The organism is Streptomyces roseofulvus (assembly GCF_039534915.1).
In the GTDB taxonomy this organism is placed as follows: domain Bacteria; phylum Actinomycetota; class Actinomycetes; order Streptomycetales; family Streptomycetaceae; genus Streptomyces; species Streptomyces roseofulvus.
This window is the reverse complement of record NZ_BAAAWE010000001.1, coordinates 4,322,977-4,338,282: the sequence shown is the minus strand read 5'-3', so window position 1 is coordinate 4,338,282 and position 15,306 is coordinate 4,322,977. Positions and strand designations below refer to the sequence as shown.

Below are 15,306 nucleotides of genomic sequence, written 5' to 3'. Positions count from 1 at the left end.
GGCCGGATCAGGGGCGCTCGGCCCGCTCGGTGCGCTCGGACCGCTCGACGACGCTCGCCAGCTCCGCGATGGTCGCTGCCGTGAGCATGTCGCGCATCGGCACGGCCACACCGAGCTCCGAGCGCACCCGCCGGGCCAGCTGCGCGGCGAGCACCGAATGGCCGCCCAGGTCGAAGAAGTTGTCCTCGGGCGTCGCGTGGCCGATCCTCAGGATCTCGTTCACCATCGCGCAGAGGATCCGCTCGTACGATCCCTCCTCGCCCCCGTCCGCGGGGACCGCCGTGCCGGGCGTCGTGGCGTCGGGCGTCGGGGCGGACGCCGGGGCGTCGAGCGCGACGAGCGCCGCCCGCTCCTCCAGTTCGCGGCGGTCGATCTTCCCGTTCAGCAGGGTCGGGAACCGGTCCAGCATGACGAGGGCCGACGGGACCATGTGCTCCGGCAGCGCCTTGCGGGCGTGCTCGCGCAGCTGGTCCTCCGTCACCTCGTGGCGCGCCGAGGGCTTGACGTAGGCGACGATGCGCTGGGAGGAGGCGTCCTCGCCGCTCACCACCGCGACGACGATCTCCACGGCCGGGTGGCTCTCCAGCCGCGTCTCGACCTCGCCCAGTTCGACGCGGAAGCCGCGCACCTTGACCTGGTTGTCGACCCGGCCGGTGAAGAACAGCTCGCCGTCGGGGCCGCGCCGGCCCCGGTCGCCCGACCGGTACATCCTGCTGCCGGGCGGGCCGTACGGATCCGCGACGAAGCGGGAAGCCGTCAGGCTCGGGCGGTTGAGGTAGCCCCGGGCCACACCCGAGCCGGCCAGGTACAGCTCCCCGTCCGTGCCGTCCCGCAGGTCGCCCAGCTCCCCGTCGAGCACGTACACCGTGCCGCCGTCCCACGGCGTCCCGATCGACACCTCCTCCTGGATGCCGTCGATCGGCCCGCCGATCGACGCGCCCACGGTCACCTCGGTCGGGCCGTATCCGTTGTAGAGGCGCCTGCCCTTGGACCACTCCGCCGCCAGGGACCTCGTGCAGACGTCGCCGGTGGAGGTGATCGTGCCGCCGACCAGCAGCCCCTCGCTGTCGGTGATGCCCAGCGCCACCGGCGGCATGACCGCGTGGTCGACCTTGTGCCTCAGCATGGTCTCGCGCAGCGACTCCCCCGGCATCAGGTCGTGCTGCTCGGCCATGACCAGGGCCCCGCCGTTCAGCAGGGCCAGCGTGAAGTCCCAGAACCAGGCGTCGAAGCTGAAGGAGGCCCACTGGAGCACCCGCTCGCCGGGGCGGACCCCGAACACCCTCGCCTGGGTCGAGACCAGATCGGCCACGCCGGAGTGGGAGACCGCGACGCCCTTGGGCACGCCGGTCGAACCGGAGGTGTAGATGACGTACATCAGGTGGGCCGGGAGCAGCGGTGCGAGGCGCTCGTCCTGGGTGACGTCGGCGTCGCTCTCCTGCGCGCAGGCGGCCTCGAAGGACGGGTCGCCGAGCACGATCTCGGGCACGTCCAGGCGCAGCGAGGTGACGTCCTCGGTGCGCAGCAGCATGACCGGCTCGGCGTCCACGACCATGTGCGTGAGCCGCTCGGCCGGGTAGGACGGGTCGAGCGGGAGATACGCGCCGCCGGCCTTCAGCACGGCGAGCACCGCGACGATCAGCCGCACCGAGCGCGGCACGGCGATCGCGACCAGGCGGTCGGGGCCGACGCCGGCCGCGATCAGCCGTCTGGCGAGGCGGTTGGCGCGGGCGTTCAGCTCCGCGTAGTCGACGACGGTGTCACCGAAGAGGACCGACGGAGCATCGGGTACCTCGGCGACACGGGTCTCGAAGAAATCCGGGAGAAGTCTCAACTCCGCCTCCGACGCGGGCTTCCGGCGTGATCGCCACGGACATGGGTGTGCGCGCAGGGGTGCCCGGCACCCCTGCGCGGCTGGTTCGACTGATGCGACTGATGCGACTGACGCGACTGACGTGCCGATGCGGCTGACTCACCTGGTGCGTCCTGCTCACCTGGGACGTCCGGCTCCACGGATGCGTCCGGCTCGGCCGGTCCGGCTAGTTCTGCCAGTTCGGCTCGATGGTGAAGCCGCGTCCCCAGACGTTGCGCAGGGTCAGGCCGAGGGGCTGCAGGCGGCGGCGCAGCCGGAGCACGTGCAGGTCGATCGCGTTGCTCGACGCGCTGGCTCCGCACTGCTCCAGGATCTTCCCCAGCTCGTTGCGGTAGACCACCTGGCAGTACCGGGAGATCAGCGGGGCCAGGATCTCGCACTGGAGCATCGAGAGCGTGACGGACGAGTCACGGAAGAAGAGGATGCCCGCCGGGTCGAGCACCGGCTTCTCGTTGAGGACGACTCGGGCCTCCAACTGGCTGACCCGGGCCTGGAGATCCTCCGGGACGATGGGCGGGCGCACCCAGTCCTCGTAGAGTCCGATCCGTTCCGGCGGCGGAGCTCCGTGCTCCACGACCAGGAGACACAGCCGGCGTCGTGCCCGGCATTCCTCACGGATCTTGCTTTCGGCGGGCCACCGGACGAATCTCACCCAGCTCTTCACCTCGGTGGTCACGGACAGTCTCCTTGCCCGTTCGCTTCCCGCAGGCTCTTCGGCCGCATATCCGTCCATGACCGGTCGATGAGGTCGAGAACGTTTTCCCGGGCGGCCGGCCCGTACACCTTTCGCCAGCCTGCGGGAATTTCTAAGCCGTGCGGCCAGAGTGAATACTGCTCTTCGTCATTGCATAGCGCCAGATATTCTCGGCTGTCGTCCTCGAATGGATTGAACATGCGCGCAACCCTCTCCCCCGAACTGGAACCACACGCCTCGAAGGTACAGCAGGGTCCCGAACCAGAGAAGCATTAAATCTTCATATGCCGCCGTGCAATCCGCATTCCCTTTTGAGCCGTCTTCACCATGGTTCTTCCAGAACGAACCATTTATCATCAATCATCGATTCCGTGAACCGGCCGACAGGGGACCCGCGATGCCTTTGGACCGCTTTATCCGCAGCTTGATCGCCTGGCAGCGCGCCGGGGGGCCGCCGGTTCCGGACCGCGACCTGACGGTCGAGCAGGCCCGTGAGCGGTACCTGGCGAGCTCCGTGCGCCCCCACCGGGAGGACGGACCCCCGCGCGCGTCCGTCGCCTCCGCCGACCACGTGATCGACACCGAGGACGGATCCTCGATCCGGTGCAGGGTGTACACCCCGGAGACGGACGAGGGCCGGGTGATCACCTTCCTGCACGGCGGCGGATGGGTGATGGGCGACGTCGACAGCCACGACCGGGCCTGCCGGATGCTCGCGTCGTCACTGGGCTCCGTCGTCGTCTCCGCCGACTACCGGCGGCCGCCGGAGTTCCCCTACCCCACGCCGCTGCGCGACGCCGTCGCCGCGACCCGCTGGACGGCCGCGTCGTTCCCGGGCCGTGAGCACGTGGTGGCCGGCGACAGCGCGGGAGGCGCCCTGTCGCTGGGCGTCGCCATGGACGCGCGCGACACCGGGGGCCCCGAGCTGGCCGCGCTGCTGCTGGTGTACCCGCCGGTGGATCCGAGCCTGCGGATCGCCGCGGCCTGCGACCACGCCGAGGGGTATCTGCTGAGCGTCGAGGACATGGCCTGGAACTACGAGATGTACGTCCCCGACCCGGAGCGCCGGAGCGATCCCGCCGTGGACCTGCTCAACGCCGACCTGCGGGGCCTGCCGCCCACGGTGCTCGCCACGGCGGAGTTCGACCCGCTCCGCGACGAGGGAATACAGCTGACCGAGAAGCTGGCGGCCTCGGGCGTCCCCGCACGACACGTCCCCGGGCCGGGTCTGGTCCACGGCTACTTCCTGATGCAGGACATGGTGCCCGCGGCGGCCGCGTGCAGCCGGCTGGTCGTCGACGAGCTGCACGCGGTGCTGAAGTCGGTCAGCGCGCCGCGCGCCACATGAAGCGGGTGTCGACGCCGAGGATCGTCTCCCGGGAGACGACCTCGAAGCCGAACTTCTGGTAGAGCGCGACGTTGCGGTCGACGTCCGCCTGAAGGAAGGCGGGGGCCCCCTGCTCGTCGATCCTGTCGAGGAACGCCCTGAACAGCGTCGTTCCGATACCCCGCCCCTGCTCGTCCGGGTGGACGGCGAGCGGTCCGAGGTGCCAGTGGGGCTCGCGGGGCTCGTGCTTGGCCCGCGAGCTCATGATCTTGAAGGCTCGGGGCATGTTGCGTCCGATCGTCCGCATCATCACGGGCGCCGACTTGAGCTTCTCGCCCAGCGTCATCTGGCAGTGCGGCCATTCCACGGCGTTCATGAGGCCGACGAGCCGACCCTCCCGTTCGGCGCCGAGCGCATGATGGGAACTGTTCTCGAGCTTGATGATGCGCGTTCCCTGTTCCATCGCCCGAATGGCCTTCTCCCGATCACCGCCCACGGTGGCCAGATTGCTCGGATTGTCGGCGAAGGCGAGTCCCACTATTCGACCTGCGAGCTCAAACTCGCCGGCAGCCAAGGGACGCACGGTCACATCGCTCACTTCAACCCCCAGGACGCGATCAGCCATCGGAATTCGATTCGGCCCGATCATCGCCTGAATATCCGGGCCGTTCAACCGGTTCGGGAGAACCGACGGCGTCCTGCGGACCGGCCGCGAGGGCCGTGGAGCCCGCCGTGGGCCCTCGCGAGCGGAGCCGGGCGGGAGCGGCCTCCGCGCGGGCACCACTCCCATTGGCGGGGCTCCGGGGTCCGGCCGGCAAGACCCCGGGCCGGACCGACGTGTCGCGCTTCGACGTCGTGTCGCGCTTCGCCCCGGTGTCGCGCTTCGGCCCGGTGTCGCGCCCGTGCGGCCAAGCGCGACAGGCGGTGAAAGCGCGACAGGTCGGGGGGCCCGCTCCCCTGTCGGGCGAGGCGTCCCTTCTGGAGTACTTGGAGCCATGCCGGAGCTTCCTGTCATCAGAAGAGCCCCTCGAAGCCTGCCGATCGCGGGCCACGCCCTCCCTCTGCTCGTACAGCCGCTGGAATTCCTGAAGTCACTCCCGGCACTCGGCGACCTGGTGCGGGTCGGGATGGGTCCGAGTGACGCCTACGTGCCGTGCGACCCCGCCCTGTTCCGGCAGATACTCAAGGACACCCGGCTCTACGACAAGGGCGGCCTGTTCTACGACCGCGGCCGCGAGGCCGTGGGAAACGGCCTGGTCACCAGCCGCTGGGCCGACCACCGCCGGCAACGCCCGCTGATGCAGCCGTCGTTCGACCACCGGCACATCGGCCACTACGCCGAGCTGATGGCGGACGAGACGGACGCCATGATGCGCTCCTGGCGGTCGGGCGAGATCGTCGACATCGACCAGGCGATGGCCCGGCTCACCCTCCGCATCACGACCCGGTCCCTCTTCTCGGTGCCCGCGGACCACACGTTCGTGACCCAGGTCGAGAAGTGGCTGCCGATCCTCATGGACGGCTTCTTCCTGCGCATGTTCGTCCCGGCGCGGCTCCTGCCGCTCGTCCCCACGAAGACGAACCGGCAGTACCCCCGCGCGATCGCGGAGATGCGCAAGCTCACCGAGGAGATCATCGACGAGGTGCGGCGCAAGAAGGACGAGGATCCCGGGCTGCTCGCGAGCCTGATGAACGCGCGCGACGAGACCACCGGGGAGCCGCTCGGCACGCAGGAGCTCTTCGACCAGGTCCTGATCCTGCTGATCGCCGGATCGGAGACCACCGCGACGGCGCTGGCCTTCACCTTCCAGCTGCTCGGCACGCACCCCGAGGTCGCCGCCCGCCTGCGGGAGGAGGTCGACGGCGCGCTCGGCGGCCGGACGCCCCGCTTCGAGGACCTCTCCGGGCTGACGTTCACGCGGCAGGTGCTCATGGAGAGCCTTCGGCTCTATCCGCCGGCGTGGATGTTCACCCGGGCCACCAGCACGGCCTGCGAACTCGGCGGGCACACGTTCCCCGAGGGGACCACCTTCCTGCTCAGCCCCTACATCCTGCACCACGACCCGGCGCTGTTCCCCCGGCCGGAGAGCTTCGACCCGGACCGCTGGCGGCCCGGCGCGATGAGCGACGTCGCACGTCGGTCGGTGGTGCCCTTCGGCGCGGGCGGCAGGAAGTGCATCGGCGACCAGTTCGCGATCAGCGAGGCGATGCTGGCCATCGCGGCGATCGCCGGCCGCTGGGACCTGACCCCGGTCCGCGACCGGCCGCTACGGCCCATCGCCCGCGCCACGCTCAAGACGGGCCCTCTTCCGATGAGGCTCCGGGAACGCCCGCACGAACCGGTGCGGAGTGCGACGACCAACGATCTCCGAGACCAGAGGTAGCCGGATCATGAACGAGACCTCCTTCGCAGCCCTGCGCAGCGCGGCGCAGGACATCGTCGACGAGATGATCGCCGATCCCTACGGCCTCACCTCGCCGTCGGTGTACGAGACCGCGCGGATGGTGGCGTCCACCCCCTGGCTGGAGGGCCATCAGCAGCGCGTGGAGTACCTGCTGGCCCAGCAGCACGAGGACGGGACGTGGGGCGGGCCGGCGGCCTACGGGCTGGTGCCCACGCTCAGCGCCGTCGACGCCCTGCTGTCCGTCGCCGGTACGCAGGACGCGCCGCGGATCGCCAAGGCCGTGGAGTCGGGGCTGGCCGCGCTGGCCGACCGGTTCCCCCGAGACGCCGAACTCCCGGACACCATCGCCGTGGAGCTGCTGGCTCCCTGGCTGATCGAGCAGATCGACCAGCGGCTCTCCGGGATGGACGACCGGGGCGCCCTGCCCGCCCGTCTGGACCTCCAGGCCGACACGGGAACGCTGGACAAGATCCGCGAGCTGCTGCGTCGGCACACCTCCATACCGGAGAAGACCTGGCACTCGCTGGAGGCCCTCGGCGCCCCGGCCGTGCGGTCCGACACGGTGACGCCGACGGGCGGGGCGGTGGGTGCCTCCCCCGCCGCCACCGCCGCCTGGCTGGGCGAACCGCCGCACACGGACGCCGTGAAGGCGTCCCTGGAGTACCTGCACCGGACCCAGGCGCGGCACGGCGGCCCGGTCTCGGGCATCACCTCGATCACCTACTTCGAACTGGCCTGGGTGGTGGCCGCGTTGGCCGGCTCCGGCCTGGACGTGGACATCCCCGCCCAGGTCGCGGACACGCTCCGGACCGCGCTGGGCACGGACGGACTCGGCGCCGGCCCGGGTCTCCCGTCCGACTCCGACGACACGTCCGCCGCCCTGCACGCCCTCGACCTCCTCGGGAAGCCGGAGTCGGTCGACTGCCTGTGGGAGTACGACACCGGCCTGTACTTCACCTGCTTCCCGAACGAACGCACCCCTTCCACCTCGACCAACGCGCACATCCTGATCGCGCTGGCGGACCGCCGCGGACAGGGCGACACGCGGGTCGACGGCGCCGTCGAGCGGGTCGGCGACTGGCTGGTCGACCAGCAGGAGCCGGACGGCCGCTGGATGGACAAGTGGCACGCCTCCCCGTACTACGCGACCGCCTGCGGCGCCGCCGCCATGGCCCGCCTGGACGGGCCGCGCGCGTCCGCGGCCCTGGACGCCGCCGTCCGCTGGGTGCTCGACACCCAGCACGCCGACGGGTCGTGGGGGCGCTGGGAGGGCACCGGCGAGGAGACCGCCTACGCCCTTCAGGTGCTGAACCACCAGGCCGCCCCCGACCGCCGGTCCCTGGAGGCGATCCGGGCGGGCAGGGCGTTCCTGACGGCCCATGTCGCGGACGGGCGCGAGGACACTCCGCTGTGGCACGACAAGGACCTGTACACCCCGGTCCGGGTCATCCGCGCCGAGATCCTCGCCACCCTGGCCGCGACGCGGCACCTGGCCGACTCCGAGCAGGAGGCAGGCGCGTGACCCGGCCCCTGGGCGACCTCGCCCTCCCCTCCGCGGCGCAGTGCGTGCCCGTCACCGTGCTGGCGCTGAAGGTCCTGGCCGATCTGCGGTCCTGGACGGCGGAGTACCCGCAGGTCCTCGGGCCCACGCCGATCGAGGCCCTGGCGATCTCCACCGCGGCGATCAGCCCGTGGCGCGGCGCCAAGGAACTCCTGCCGGCGGCCCGGATGTACGTGTGGGCCTACGCCCTGGACGACCACGTCGAGCAGAACGTCCGGAGCCTCGACGAACTCGACGACCTGTTCGGCCGCTGCGAGGCCGTCGTCCGGGGCGGCGACCGGGACGACAGCCACCCCCTGCTGGCCTCCCTGTCGGACTGGCAGTCCGATCTGGAGCGCGCTCCGCACTACCCGAAGCTGGCCGGCCTGTGGGGCGACCGGTTCGCCGAGGCCCTGCGCGGCGAGCGGTACGACTGGACCGCGGGCCTGGCCAGGGACCTCGGCGAGGGCCCTTCCGATCCGCAGGAGTACCTCACGTACGCCGCCAGCTCCAACGCGTGGATCACCCACTTCCCGCGCTGGGCGACCAGCGACCGGGACGACCTCCTCGACCACCTGTCGGCCCTGGACAGCGCCCTGGAGGCGATCGAGGTCGCCGTGCGCCTCTCCAACGACCTGGCCACCTTCGAGCGGGAGCGGGCCGAGCCCGGTCAGAACAACATCCTGATGTACGACACCACGCCCGCCTGGGTCCAGGAGGAACTCGACCGGCGTTCCCGCGCGGCGCAGGAGCAGCTCGAACCGCTGGTGGCGGCCGGGTTCCCGCCCGCCGTCGAGCTGCTCCGCCTGCTCGACTGGTCGATCACCTTCTACAGCGGCGCCGACTTCCGCGGATGGGGATCCGACCGGGATCTCACCGGGCCCTCCCCCACGTGAACCCGCGGTCTCCCTCCCGTGTCACACCCTCACTGACGCGGCCCACCCGGTCTTGACGAACAGGAGCAACGACACATGAGCCCCACCACCAGCCTGAGCGAGCTGGGAGCCGATGCCCTGGACTCCGTTCATCTGCGCGGCCTGATCGACGAGCGGCTGAACGCCTTCCTCGACGACAAGTGCCTCAGGGACGCGGATGTCCACCTGGTCTCGCTCATCGAGCACCTGCGCGGCTTCCTGACCGCGGGCGGCAAGCGCATACGGCCCCTCCTGTGCATGGTGGGCTGGCACGCGGCGCGCGGACAGGGCCCGACGGAGCCGGTCATCGGCGCGGCGGCCTCGCTCGAACTCTTCCACGCCTTCACCCTCATCCACGACGACGTGATGGACGGCTCCGACACCCGGCGCGGCCGTCCGACCCTCCACCGCGCGCTGGAGTCCGGCGCGGACGAAGCGAGCGCCGAGCGGTTCGGCGTCAACAGCGCGATCCTGCTCGGCGACCTGGTCATGGTGTGGTCGGACGAGCTGCTGTACTCCAGCGGCCTCGAGCAGCGGCAGCTGGCCGCCGCCCGCCCGCTGCTGGACGCCATGCGCACCGAGGTGATGATCGGCCAGTACCGGGATCTGCTGGCCACCGGGAAGCCGAACGCGGACGTCGAGCGGTCGCTGGCGGTCATCCGCTACAAGACGGCCAAGTACACCGTGGAGCGCCCGCTGCACATCGGCGCGGCCCTCGCCGGCGCGGACCAGTCCCTGCTGGACGTCTGCACCGCCTACGCGCTTCCGATCGGAGAGGCCTTCCAGCTCCGCGACGACCTGCTCGGCGTCTTCGGCGACCCGTCCAAGACCGGCAAGTCGACCCTGGACGACCTGCGGGAGGGCAAGGCGACGGCCCTGATGGCCCACGCCCTCCACGCCGCCGACGCCGAGCAGGCGCGGGTGCTGAAGTCCCTGGTCGGCGACCCGGACCTGGACGAAGCGGGTGCCGAGACGGTCCGCGGGCTCCTCCGGGCCACGGGCGCCGCCGACAAGGTCGAGCAGATGATCACCGACCGGGTGCAGCGGGCCCGGCGGGTCCTGGACGAGGCCCCGTTCCCGGAAGAGGTCAGGAAGACCCTCGACACCTTCATCACCACCACCACGCTCAGGAGCACCTGAGCACCACGTCGGCGCGGGTCACCACCGTCTCATTCCTTCCTAGAAGTCTGGATGACGCGATCTCAATGAAATCTCGACAAGGGGAGCTGCTGACGCCGGCTCCACCGGCCTCGATGGCGGGGACGGCGGAAGGCCGCCCCGCTCGCTCGGTCGGCACCGGCCGCGCCCACGCCAAGCTCATCCTGCTGGGGGAGCACGCGGTCGTGTACGGCGCCCCGGCGCTCGCCCTGCCCGTTCCGCAGCTGTCGATCACCGCCAGCGCCGGGTTCTCCACCCGTGGTGGGGAACCGGCCGGCGTCTCCTTCACGATGACCGGATCGGCCTGGAAGCAGGTCGAGACGCAGGCGTCCGAGGGGCTGCGCCGGCTGACCACCGACTTCCGGGCGTCCATGGGCATCGACGACGCCCGGCACCTCGACGTGATCATCGACGGTTCCATCCCGCTCGGCAGGGGACTCGGCTCCAGCGCGGCCTGCGCCCGTGCCGTCGTCCTCGCCCTGTTCGACCTCTGCGGCCGCGAGGTCTCGGAGCGGACGACGTTCGAGCTGGTGCAGACCGCCGAGAACGTGATGCACGGCAAGGCCAGCGGCGTCGACGCCGTCACCGTCGGCGCGACCGCCCCGCTGCTGTTCCAGGCGGGCGAGGCCCGCACGCCGGACGTCGGCTGCGACGCGCTGTTCGTCGTCGCGGACAGCGGCACCGTCGGCAGCACCAAGGAAGCGGTCGACAAGCTCCGGGAGAGTTTCCGGCGCCACGCCGGAACGCAGGAGAGGTTCGTGCGCCAGGCGTCCGACCTGACGCGCGAGGCCGTGGCCGCCCTCGCCGCCGGCGAGCCGGCCGCGCTCGGCTCCCTGATGACGGAGTACCACGGACTGCTCCGCGACGGCGGGCTGAGCACCGACCGGATCGAGGCGATGGTCGGTGCCGCGCTCGCCGCGGGCAGCCTCGGCGCCAAGATCACCGGCGGCGGACTGGGCGGCTGCGTCCTCGCGCTGACCCAGCCCGAGCGGGCGCGAGAGGTCACCCAGCGGCTGCACGAAGCGGGCGCCGCACAGACGTGGATCGTCCCCCTGAGGAGGCTCGTCACTCATGCCTGAGCACCAGACCACCGCGCTCCGCACGCGGGAACGGACGGCCGCGGACGGGGCCACCGCCGTCGCGCACCCGAACATCGCGCTGATCAAGTACTGGGGGAAGCGCGACGAGCGCCTCCACCTCCCCTGGACCAGCAGCCTGTCGATGACCCTGGACATCTTCCCCACGACCACCAGCGTCCGGCTCGACGCCGAGGCCGCGGACGACGAGGTGACCTTCAACGGCTCGCCCGCGTCGGGCGAGGAACGGCGGCGCATCGCCGCCTTCCTCGACCTGGTGCGCCGGCGGAGCAGGCTCACGCACCGGGCCGTCGTCGACACCCGCAACACCGTCCCCACCGGGGCGGGCCTGGCGTCCTCCGCCGGCGGGTTCGCCGCGCTCGCCGTCGCCGCCGCCGCCGCGTACGGACTCGGCCTCGACGACGCCGGTCTCTCCCGGCTGGCCCGGCGCGGCTCCGGCTCGGCCTCGCGGTCGATCTTCGGCGGCTTCGCCGTCTGGCACGCCGGCACCCCCACGGCGCCGCCCGCCGAGGCCGACCTCAGCTCCTACGCCGAGCCGGTCGTGGCCGGCGACCTCGACCCCGCGCTGGTCATCGCGGTGGTCAACGCGGGCCCCAAGGAGGTGTCCAGCCGCGCGGCCATGCGCCGCACGGTCGAGACCTCCCCCCTCTTCGAGCCCTGGGCCGCGTCGAGCCGGGACGACCTCACCGAGATGCGGGCGGCGCTGCTGCGCGCCGACCTCGACGCGGTGGGGGAGATCGCCGAGCGCAACGCCCTCGGCATGCACGCGACCATGCTCGGCGCGCGCCCCGCGGTGCGCTACCTCTCGCCCGCCACGCTCACCGTCCTCGACAGCGTGCTGGAGCTCCGGCGCGACGGCGTCTCGGCCTACGCGACCATGGACGCCGGACCGAACGTCAAGGTGCTCTGCCGCCGCACGGACGCCGAGCGGGTCGCCGAGGCCGTGCGCGCCGCCGCCGCCGGCGGCACCGTGCACATCGCCGGGCCGGGGCAGGGCGCCCGCCTGGTGGACGAGAGCGGACGATGACCTCGGGGCGAACGGTCGTCCGCAGCGCGCCCGGCAAGCTGTTCGTCGCGGGCGAGTACGCGGTGGTGGAGCCCGGCACCCCGGCCGTCCTGGTGGCCGTGGACCGGGAGATCACGGTCACGGCCGCCGTCGCCGACGGGGCCGACGTCGTGATCTCCTCCGATCTCGTCCCCCGAGCGGTGACCTGGCGATGGCTCGACGGCCGGCTCCACCCCCTCGGCGCGCCGAACGGGGACTCCGACGCGAGCGGCGCGCGCGGCGCGCTGGAGCACGTGGTGTCGGCGGTCGAGACCGTACGACGGCTGCTGGCCGAACGCGGCCTGCCGCTGCCCGGGCTGACCCTCTCGATCAGCAGCGGGCTGCACGACGGCGGCCGCAAGTACGGCCTGGGGTCGAGCGGTGCGGTGACGGTGGCCACGATCGACGCCCTCACGTCCCTGTGCGGCCTGGACCTCTCGCTCGACGCCCGGTACCGGCTGGCCGTGATCACCTCGGCCGGGATCGACCCCAAGGGCTCCGGCGGCGACCTCGCCGCCAGCACCTGGGGCGGCTGGATCGCGTACCAGGCACCCGACCGGGCCTTCGTGCACGACCTCGCCCGCCGCCACGGCGTCGAGGAGGCGCTGCGCACGCCCTGGCCGGGGCACTCGGTCCGAAGGCTTCCGGCCCCGCGCGGCCTCACCCTCGAGGTCGGCTGGACCGGCACCCCGGCCTCGACCTCCTCGCTCGTGTCCGGGCTGCACCGCCGGACCTGGCGCGGCACCGCCTCGCACCGCGCGTTCGTGGAGACCTCCACCGACCTCGTACGCGCGGCGATCACCGCCCTCGACGCCGGCGACGCCCCGGGCCTGCTGCGTCAGATCCGCCGCGCCCGGCAGGAGCTGGCCCGGCTCGACGACGAGGTCGGGCTCGGCATCTTCACGCCGGAGCTGACCGCGCTGTGCGCGGTCGCCGAGGCCGCCGGCGGCGCCGCCAAACCGTCCGGGGCGGGCGGCGGCGACTGCGGCATAGCCCTGCTCGACGCCGAGGCCACGCACGACATCTCGCAGGTACGGCAACGGTGGGCCGCGGCCGGGGTGCTGCCCCTGCCGCTCCGGCCCGCCCCGGAAGGGATCGAGGAATGAGCGCTCAGCGCAAGGACGACCACGTCCGGCTCGCCATCGAGCAGCAGGACGGCCGTGGTGGGATCAACCAGTTCGACGAGGTGTCGTTCGTCCACCACGCCCTGGCCGGCATCGACCGGCCGCAGGTGTCCCTGGACACCGCCTTCGCCGGGATCTCCTGGCAGGTGCCGCTCTACATCAACGCGATGACCGGCGGCACCGCCAAGACCGGCGCCATCAACCGGGACCTGGCGACGGCCGCCCGCGAGACCGGGGTGGCCATCGCGTCGGGCTCGGTGCACGCGTACCTCAAGGACCCCACCTGCGCCGACACCTTCCGTGTCCTGCGCCGGGAGAACCCCCACGGGTTCGTCATGGCCAACGTGAACGCGACGGCATCGGTCGCCGACACCCGGCGCGCCATCGACCTGCTGGAGGCCGACGCCCTGCAGATCCACGTCAACACGGCGCAGGAGACGGCGATGCCGGAGGGCGACCGGTCCTTCGGATCCTGGGTCTCGCAGATCGAGAAGATCACGGCGGCCGTCGACCTGCCCGTGATCGTCAAGGAGGTCGGCAACGGCCTGAGCCGCGAGACCGTCCTGACGCTGCGGCAGCTGGGGGTCCGCGTGGCGGACGTCGGCGGCCGGGGCGGCACCGACTTCGCCCGCATCGAGAACGGCCGGCGCCCGCTCGGCGACTACGCCTTCCTCCACGACTGGGGGCAGTCCACCGCCGCCTGCCTCCTGGACGCCCAGGGCGCGGGCCTCCCCGTGCTCGCGTCCGGCGGCGTCCGCCACCCCCTCGACGTCGCCCGCGCCCTGGCCCTGGGCGCCTCCGGCGTCGGGGCCTCCGGGGTGTTCCTGCGCACCCTGCTCGACGGCGGGGTCGAGGCGCTGATCGCGCAGATCACGAACTGGCTGGACCAGCTCGCGGCCCTGCAGACCATGCTCGGCGCGCGCACCCCCGCCGACCTCGCGAGCAAGGACCTGCTGATCACCGGCACCCTCCGTTCCTTCTGCGCCGACCGGGACATCGACACCGGGCGACTCGCCCGGCGTTCCCGATCGGCCGACCCCCTCCACGATTCGACGGGAAGAGCACGATGACCGAAACGCACGCCGTTGCCAGGGTTCCCATGAAGTGGGTCGGCCCCCTTCGCATCTCCGGGAACGTCGCCACCACCGAGACCCATGTCCCCCTCGCCACCTACGAGACGCCGCTGTGGCCCTCCGTGGGCCGCGGCGCGAAGGTGTCCATGCTCACCGAGCAGGGCATCGTCGCCACCCTCGTCGACGAGCGCATGACCCGCTCGGTGCTCGTCGAGGCGACCGACGCCCAGACCGCGTACACGGCCGCCCGCACCATCGAGGCGCGGATCGAGGAACTGCGCGCCGTGGTCCGCACCTGCAGCCGGTTCGCCGAACTGCTCCAGGTCCGGCACGAGATCGCGGGCAACCTGCTGTTCATCCGGTTCGAGTTCAGCACCGGCGACGCCTCCGGCCACAACATGGCCACGCTCGCCTCCGACACCCTGCTGACGCACCTGCTGCAGACCGTTCCGGGCATCTCCTACGGATCGATCTCCGGCAACTACTGCACGGACAAGAAGGCGACCGCGATCAACGGCATCCTGGGCCGCGGCAAGAACGTGGTCACGGAACTGCTCGTCCCCCGGGCCGTGGTGGAACGCACCCTGCACACCACCGCCGCCAAGATCGTCGAACTGAACATCCGCAAGAACCTGCTCGGCACCCTGCTGGCCGGCGGCATCCGCTCGGCCAACGCCCACTACGCCAACATGCTGCTCGGGTTCTACCTGGCCACCGGCCAGGACGCGGCCAACATCGTCGAGGGCTCCCAGGGCGTCACCCTGGCCGAGGACCGCGACGGCGACCTCTACTTCTCCTGCAACCTGCCCAACCTGATCGTCGGCACCGTGGGCAACGGCAAGGGCCTGGAGTTCGTGGAGACGAACCTGAACCGCCTCGGCTGCCGCGAGGACCGCGCCCCCGGCGAGAACGCGCGCCGGCTCGCCGTCTTCGCGGCGGCGACCGTCCTCTGCGGCGAGCTCTCCCTGCTCGCGGCGCAGACCAATCCCGGCGAACTCATGCGCGCGCACGTGGCCCTGGAGCGCGACAACACGACAGCAAAGGTCGGTGTCTGAA

At 71.8% G+C, this 15,306-nt stretch carries 13 protein-coding genes and 1 pseudogene; 10 read left to right on the top strand and 4 right to left on the bottom strand.

Features of this window, described 5'->3' with window-relative positions:
- Window positions 1-7 precede the first annotated feature (7 nt).
- From ABFY03_RS19985 to ABFY03_RS19975, 3 genes are all read right to left on the bottom strand, one after another.
- Window positions 8-1,834: a non-ribosomal peptide synthetase gene (locus ABFY03_RS19985; protein WP_346170504.1), complete on the bottom strand. Its 1,827-nt coding sequence runs from the start codon at window positions 1,832-1,834 to the stop codon at window positions 8-10.
- 205 nt (window positions 1,835-2,039) lie between these two features.
- Window positions 2,040-2,549, bottom strand: coding sequence for a winged helix-turn-helix domain-containing protein (locus ABFY03_RS19980; RefSeq protein WP_319011710.1), 510 nt, complete (start codon window positions 2,547-2,549; stop codon window positions 2,040-2,042).
- Complete coding sequence (locus ABFY03_RS19975; RefSeq protein ID WP_319011709.1) at window positions 2,546-2,767, bottom strand: MbtH family protein; 222 nt, start codon at window positions 2,765-2,767, stop codon at window positions 2,546-2,548. The genes ABFY03_RS19980 and ABFY03_RS19975 overlap by 4 nt, the downstream gene beginning before the upstream one ends.
- A gap of 224 nt (window positions 2,768-2,991) precedes the next feature.
- Between ABFY03_RS19975 and ABFY03_RS19970 the strand changes: the two genes are divergently transcribed.
- The gene (locus tag ABFY03_RS19970) at window positions 2,992-3,915 is read left to right on the top strand and encodes an alpha/beta hydrolase (protein WP_319011708.1); all 924 of its coding nucleotides are present in this window, start codon (window positions 2,992-2,994) and stop codon (window positions 3,913-3,915) included.
- Here ABFY03_RS19970 and ABFY03_RS19965 read toward each other — a convergent pair.
- Window positions 3,893-4,543: a GNAT family N-acetyltransferase gene (locus ABFY03_RS19965; protein ID WP_346170503.1), complete on the bottom strand. Its 651-nt coding sequence runs from the start codon at window positions 4,541-4,543 to the stop codon at window positions 3,893-3,895. The genes ABFY03_RS19970 and ABFY03_RS19965 overlap by 23 nt on opposite strands.
- Before the next feature lie 346 nt (window positions 4,544-4,889).
- On the opposite strand from ABFY03_RS19965, the gene ABFY03_RS19960 reads away from it, so the two are divergent.
- From ABFY03_RS19960 to ABFY03_RS19920, 9 genes and pseudogenes are all read left to right on the top strand, one after another.
- Entirely contained in the window at window positions 4,890-6,278 is a 1,389-nt protein-coding gene (locus ABFY03_RS19960) for a cytochrome P450 (protein WP_346170502.1), read from the top strand.
- 7 nt (window positions 6,279-6,285) lie between these two features.
- Entirely contained in the window at window positions 6,286-7,821 is a 1,536-nt protein-coding gene (locus ABFY03_RS19955) for an ent-copalyl diphosphate synthase (protein WP_346170501.1), read from the top strand.
- Window positions 7,822-7,861: 40 nt separating this feature from the next.
- Window positions 7,862-8,735 (top strand): annotated as a pseudogene (locus tag ABFY03_RS19950) (ent-pimara-9(11),15-diene synthase).
- 75 nt (window positions 8,736-8,810) lie between these two features.
- Window positions 8,811-9,893: a polyprenyl synthetase family protein gene (locus ABFY03_RS19945; RefSeq protein ID WP_319011703.1), complete on the top strand. Its 1,083-nt coding sequence runs from the start codon at window positions 8,811-8,813 to the stop codon at window positions 9,891-9,893.
- A gap of 65 nt (window positions 9,894-9,958) precedes the next feature.
- Window positions 9,959-10,990, top strand: coding sequence for a mevalonate kinase (gene mvk, locus ABFY03_RS19940; protein WP_319011702.1), 1,032 nt, complete (start codon window positions 9,959-9,961; stop codon window positions 10,988-10,990).
- Entirely contained in the window at window positions 10,983-12,035 is a 1,053-nt protein-coding gene (gene mvaD, locus ABFY03_RS19935) for a diphosphomevalonate decarboxylase (protein ID WP_346170499.1), read from the top strand. The genes mvk and mvaD overlap by 8 nt, the downstream gene beginning before the upstream one ends.
- A complete protein-coding gene (locus ABFY03_RS19930) occupies window positions 12,032-13,159 on the top strand; it encodes a phosphomevalonate kinase (protein ID WP_346170498.1) in 1,128 nt (375 codons plus the stop codon). The genes mvaD and ABFY03_RS19930 overlap by 4 nt, the downstream gene beginning before the upstream one ends.
- Window positions 13,156-14,247 (top strand): type 2 isopentenyl-diphosphate Delta-isomerase, encoded by a 1,092-nt coding sequence (gene fni, locus ABFY03_RS19925; RefSeq protein ID WP_319011699.1) that lies wholly within the window; start codon window positions 13,156-13,158, stop codon window positions 14,245-14,247. Before ABFY03_RS19930 ends, fni begins: the two co-directional genes overlap by 4 nt.
- Entirely contained in the window at window positions 14,244-15,305 is a 1,062-nt protein-coding gene (locus tag ABFY03_RS19920; RefSeq protein WP_319011698.1) for a hydroxymethylglutaryl-CoA reductase, read from the top strand. Before fni ends, ABFY03_RS19920 begins: the two co-directional genes overlap by 4 nt.
- Window position 15,306: the final 1 nt, after the last annotated feature.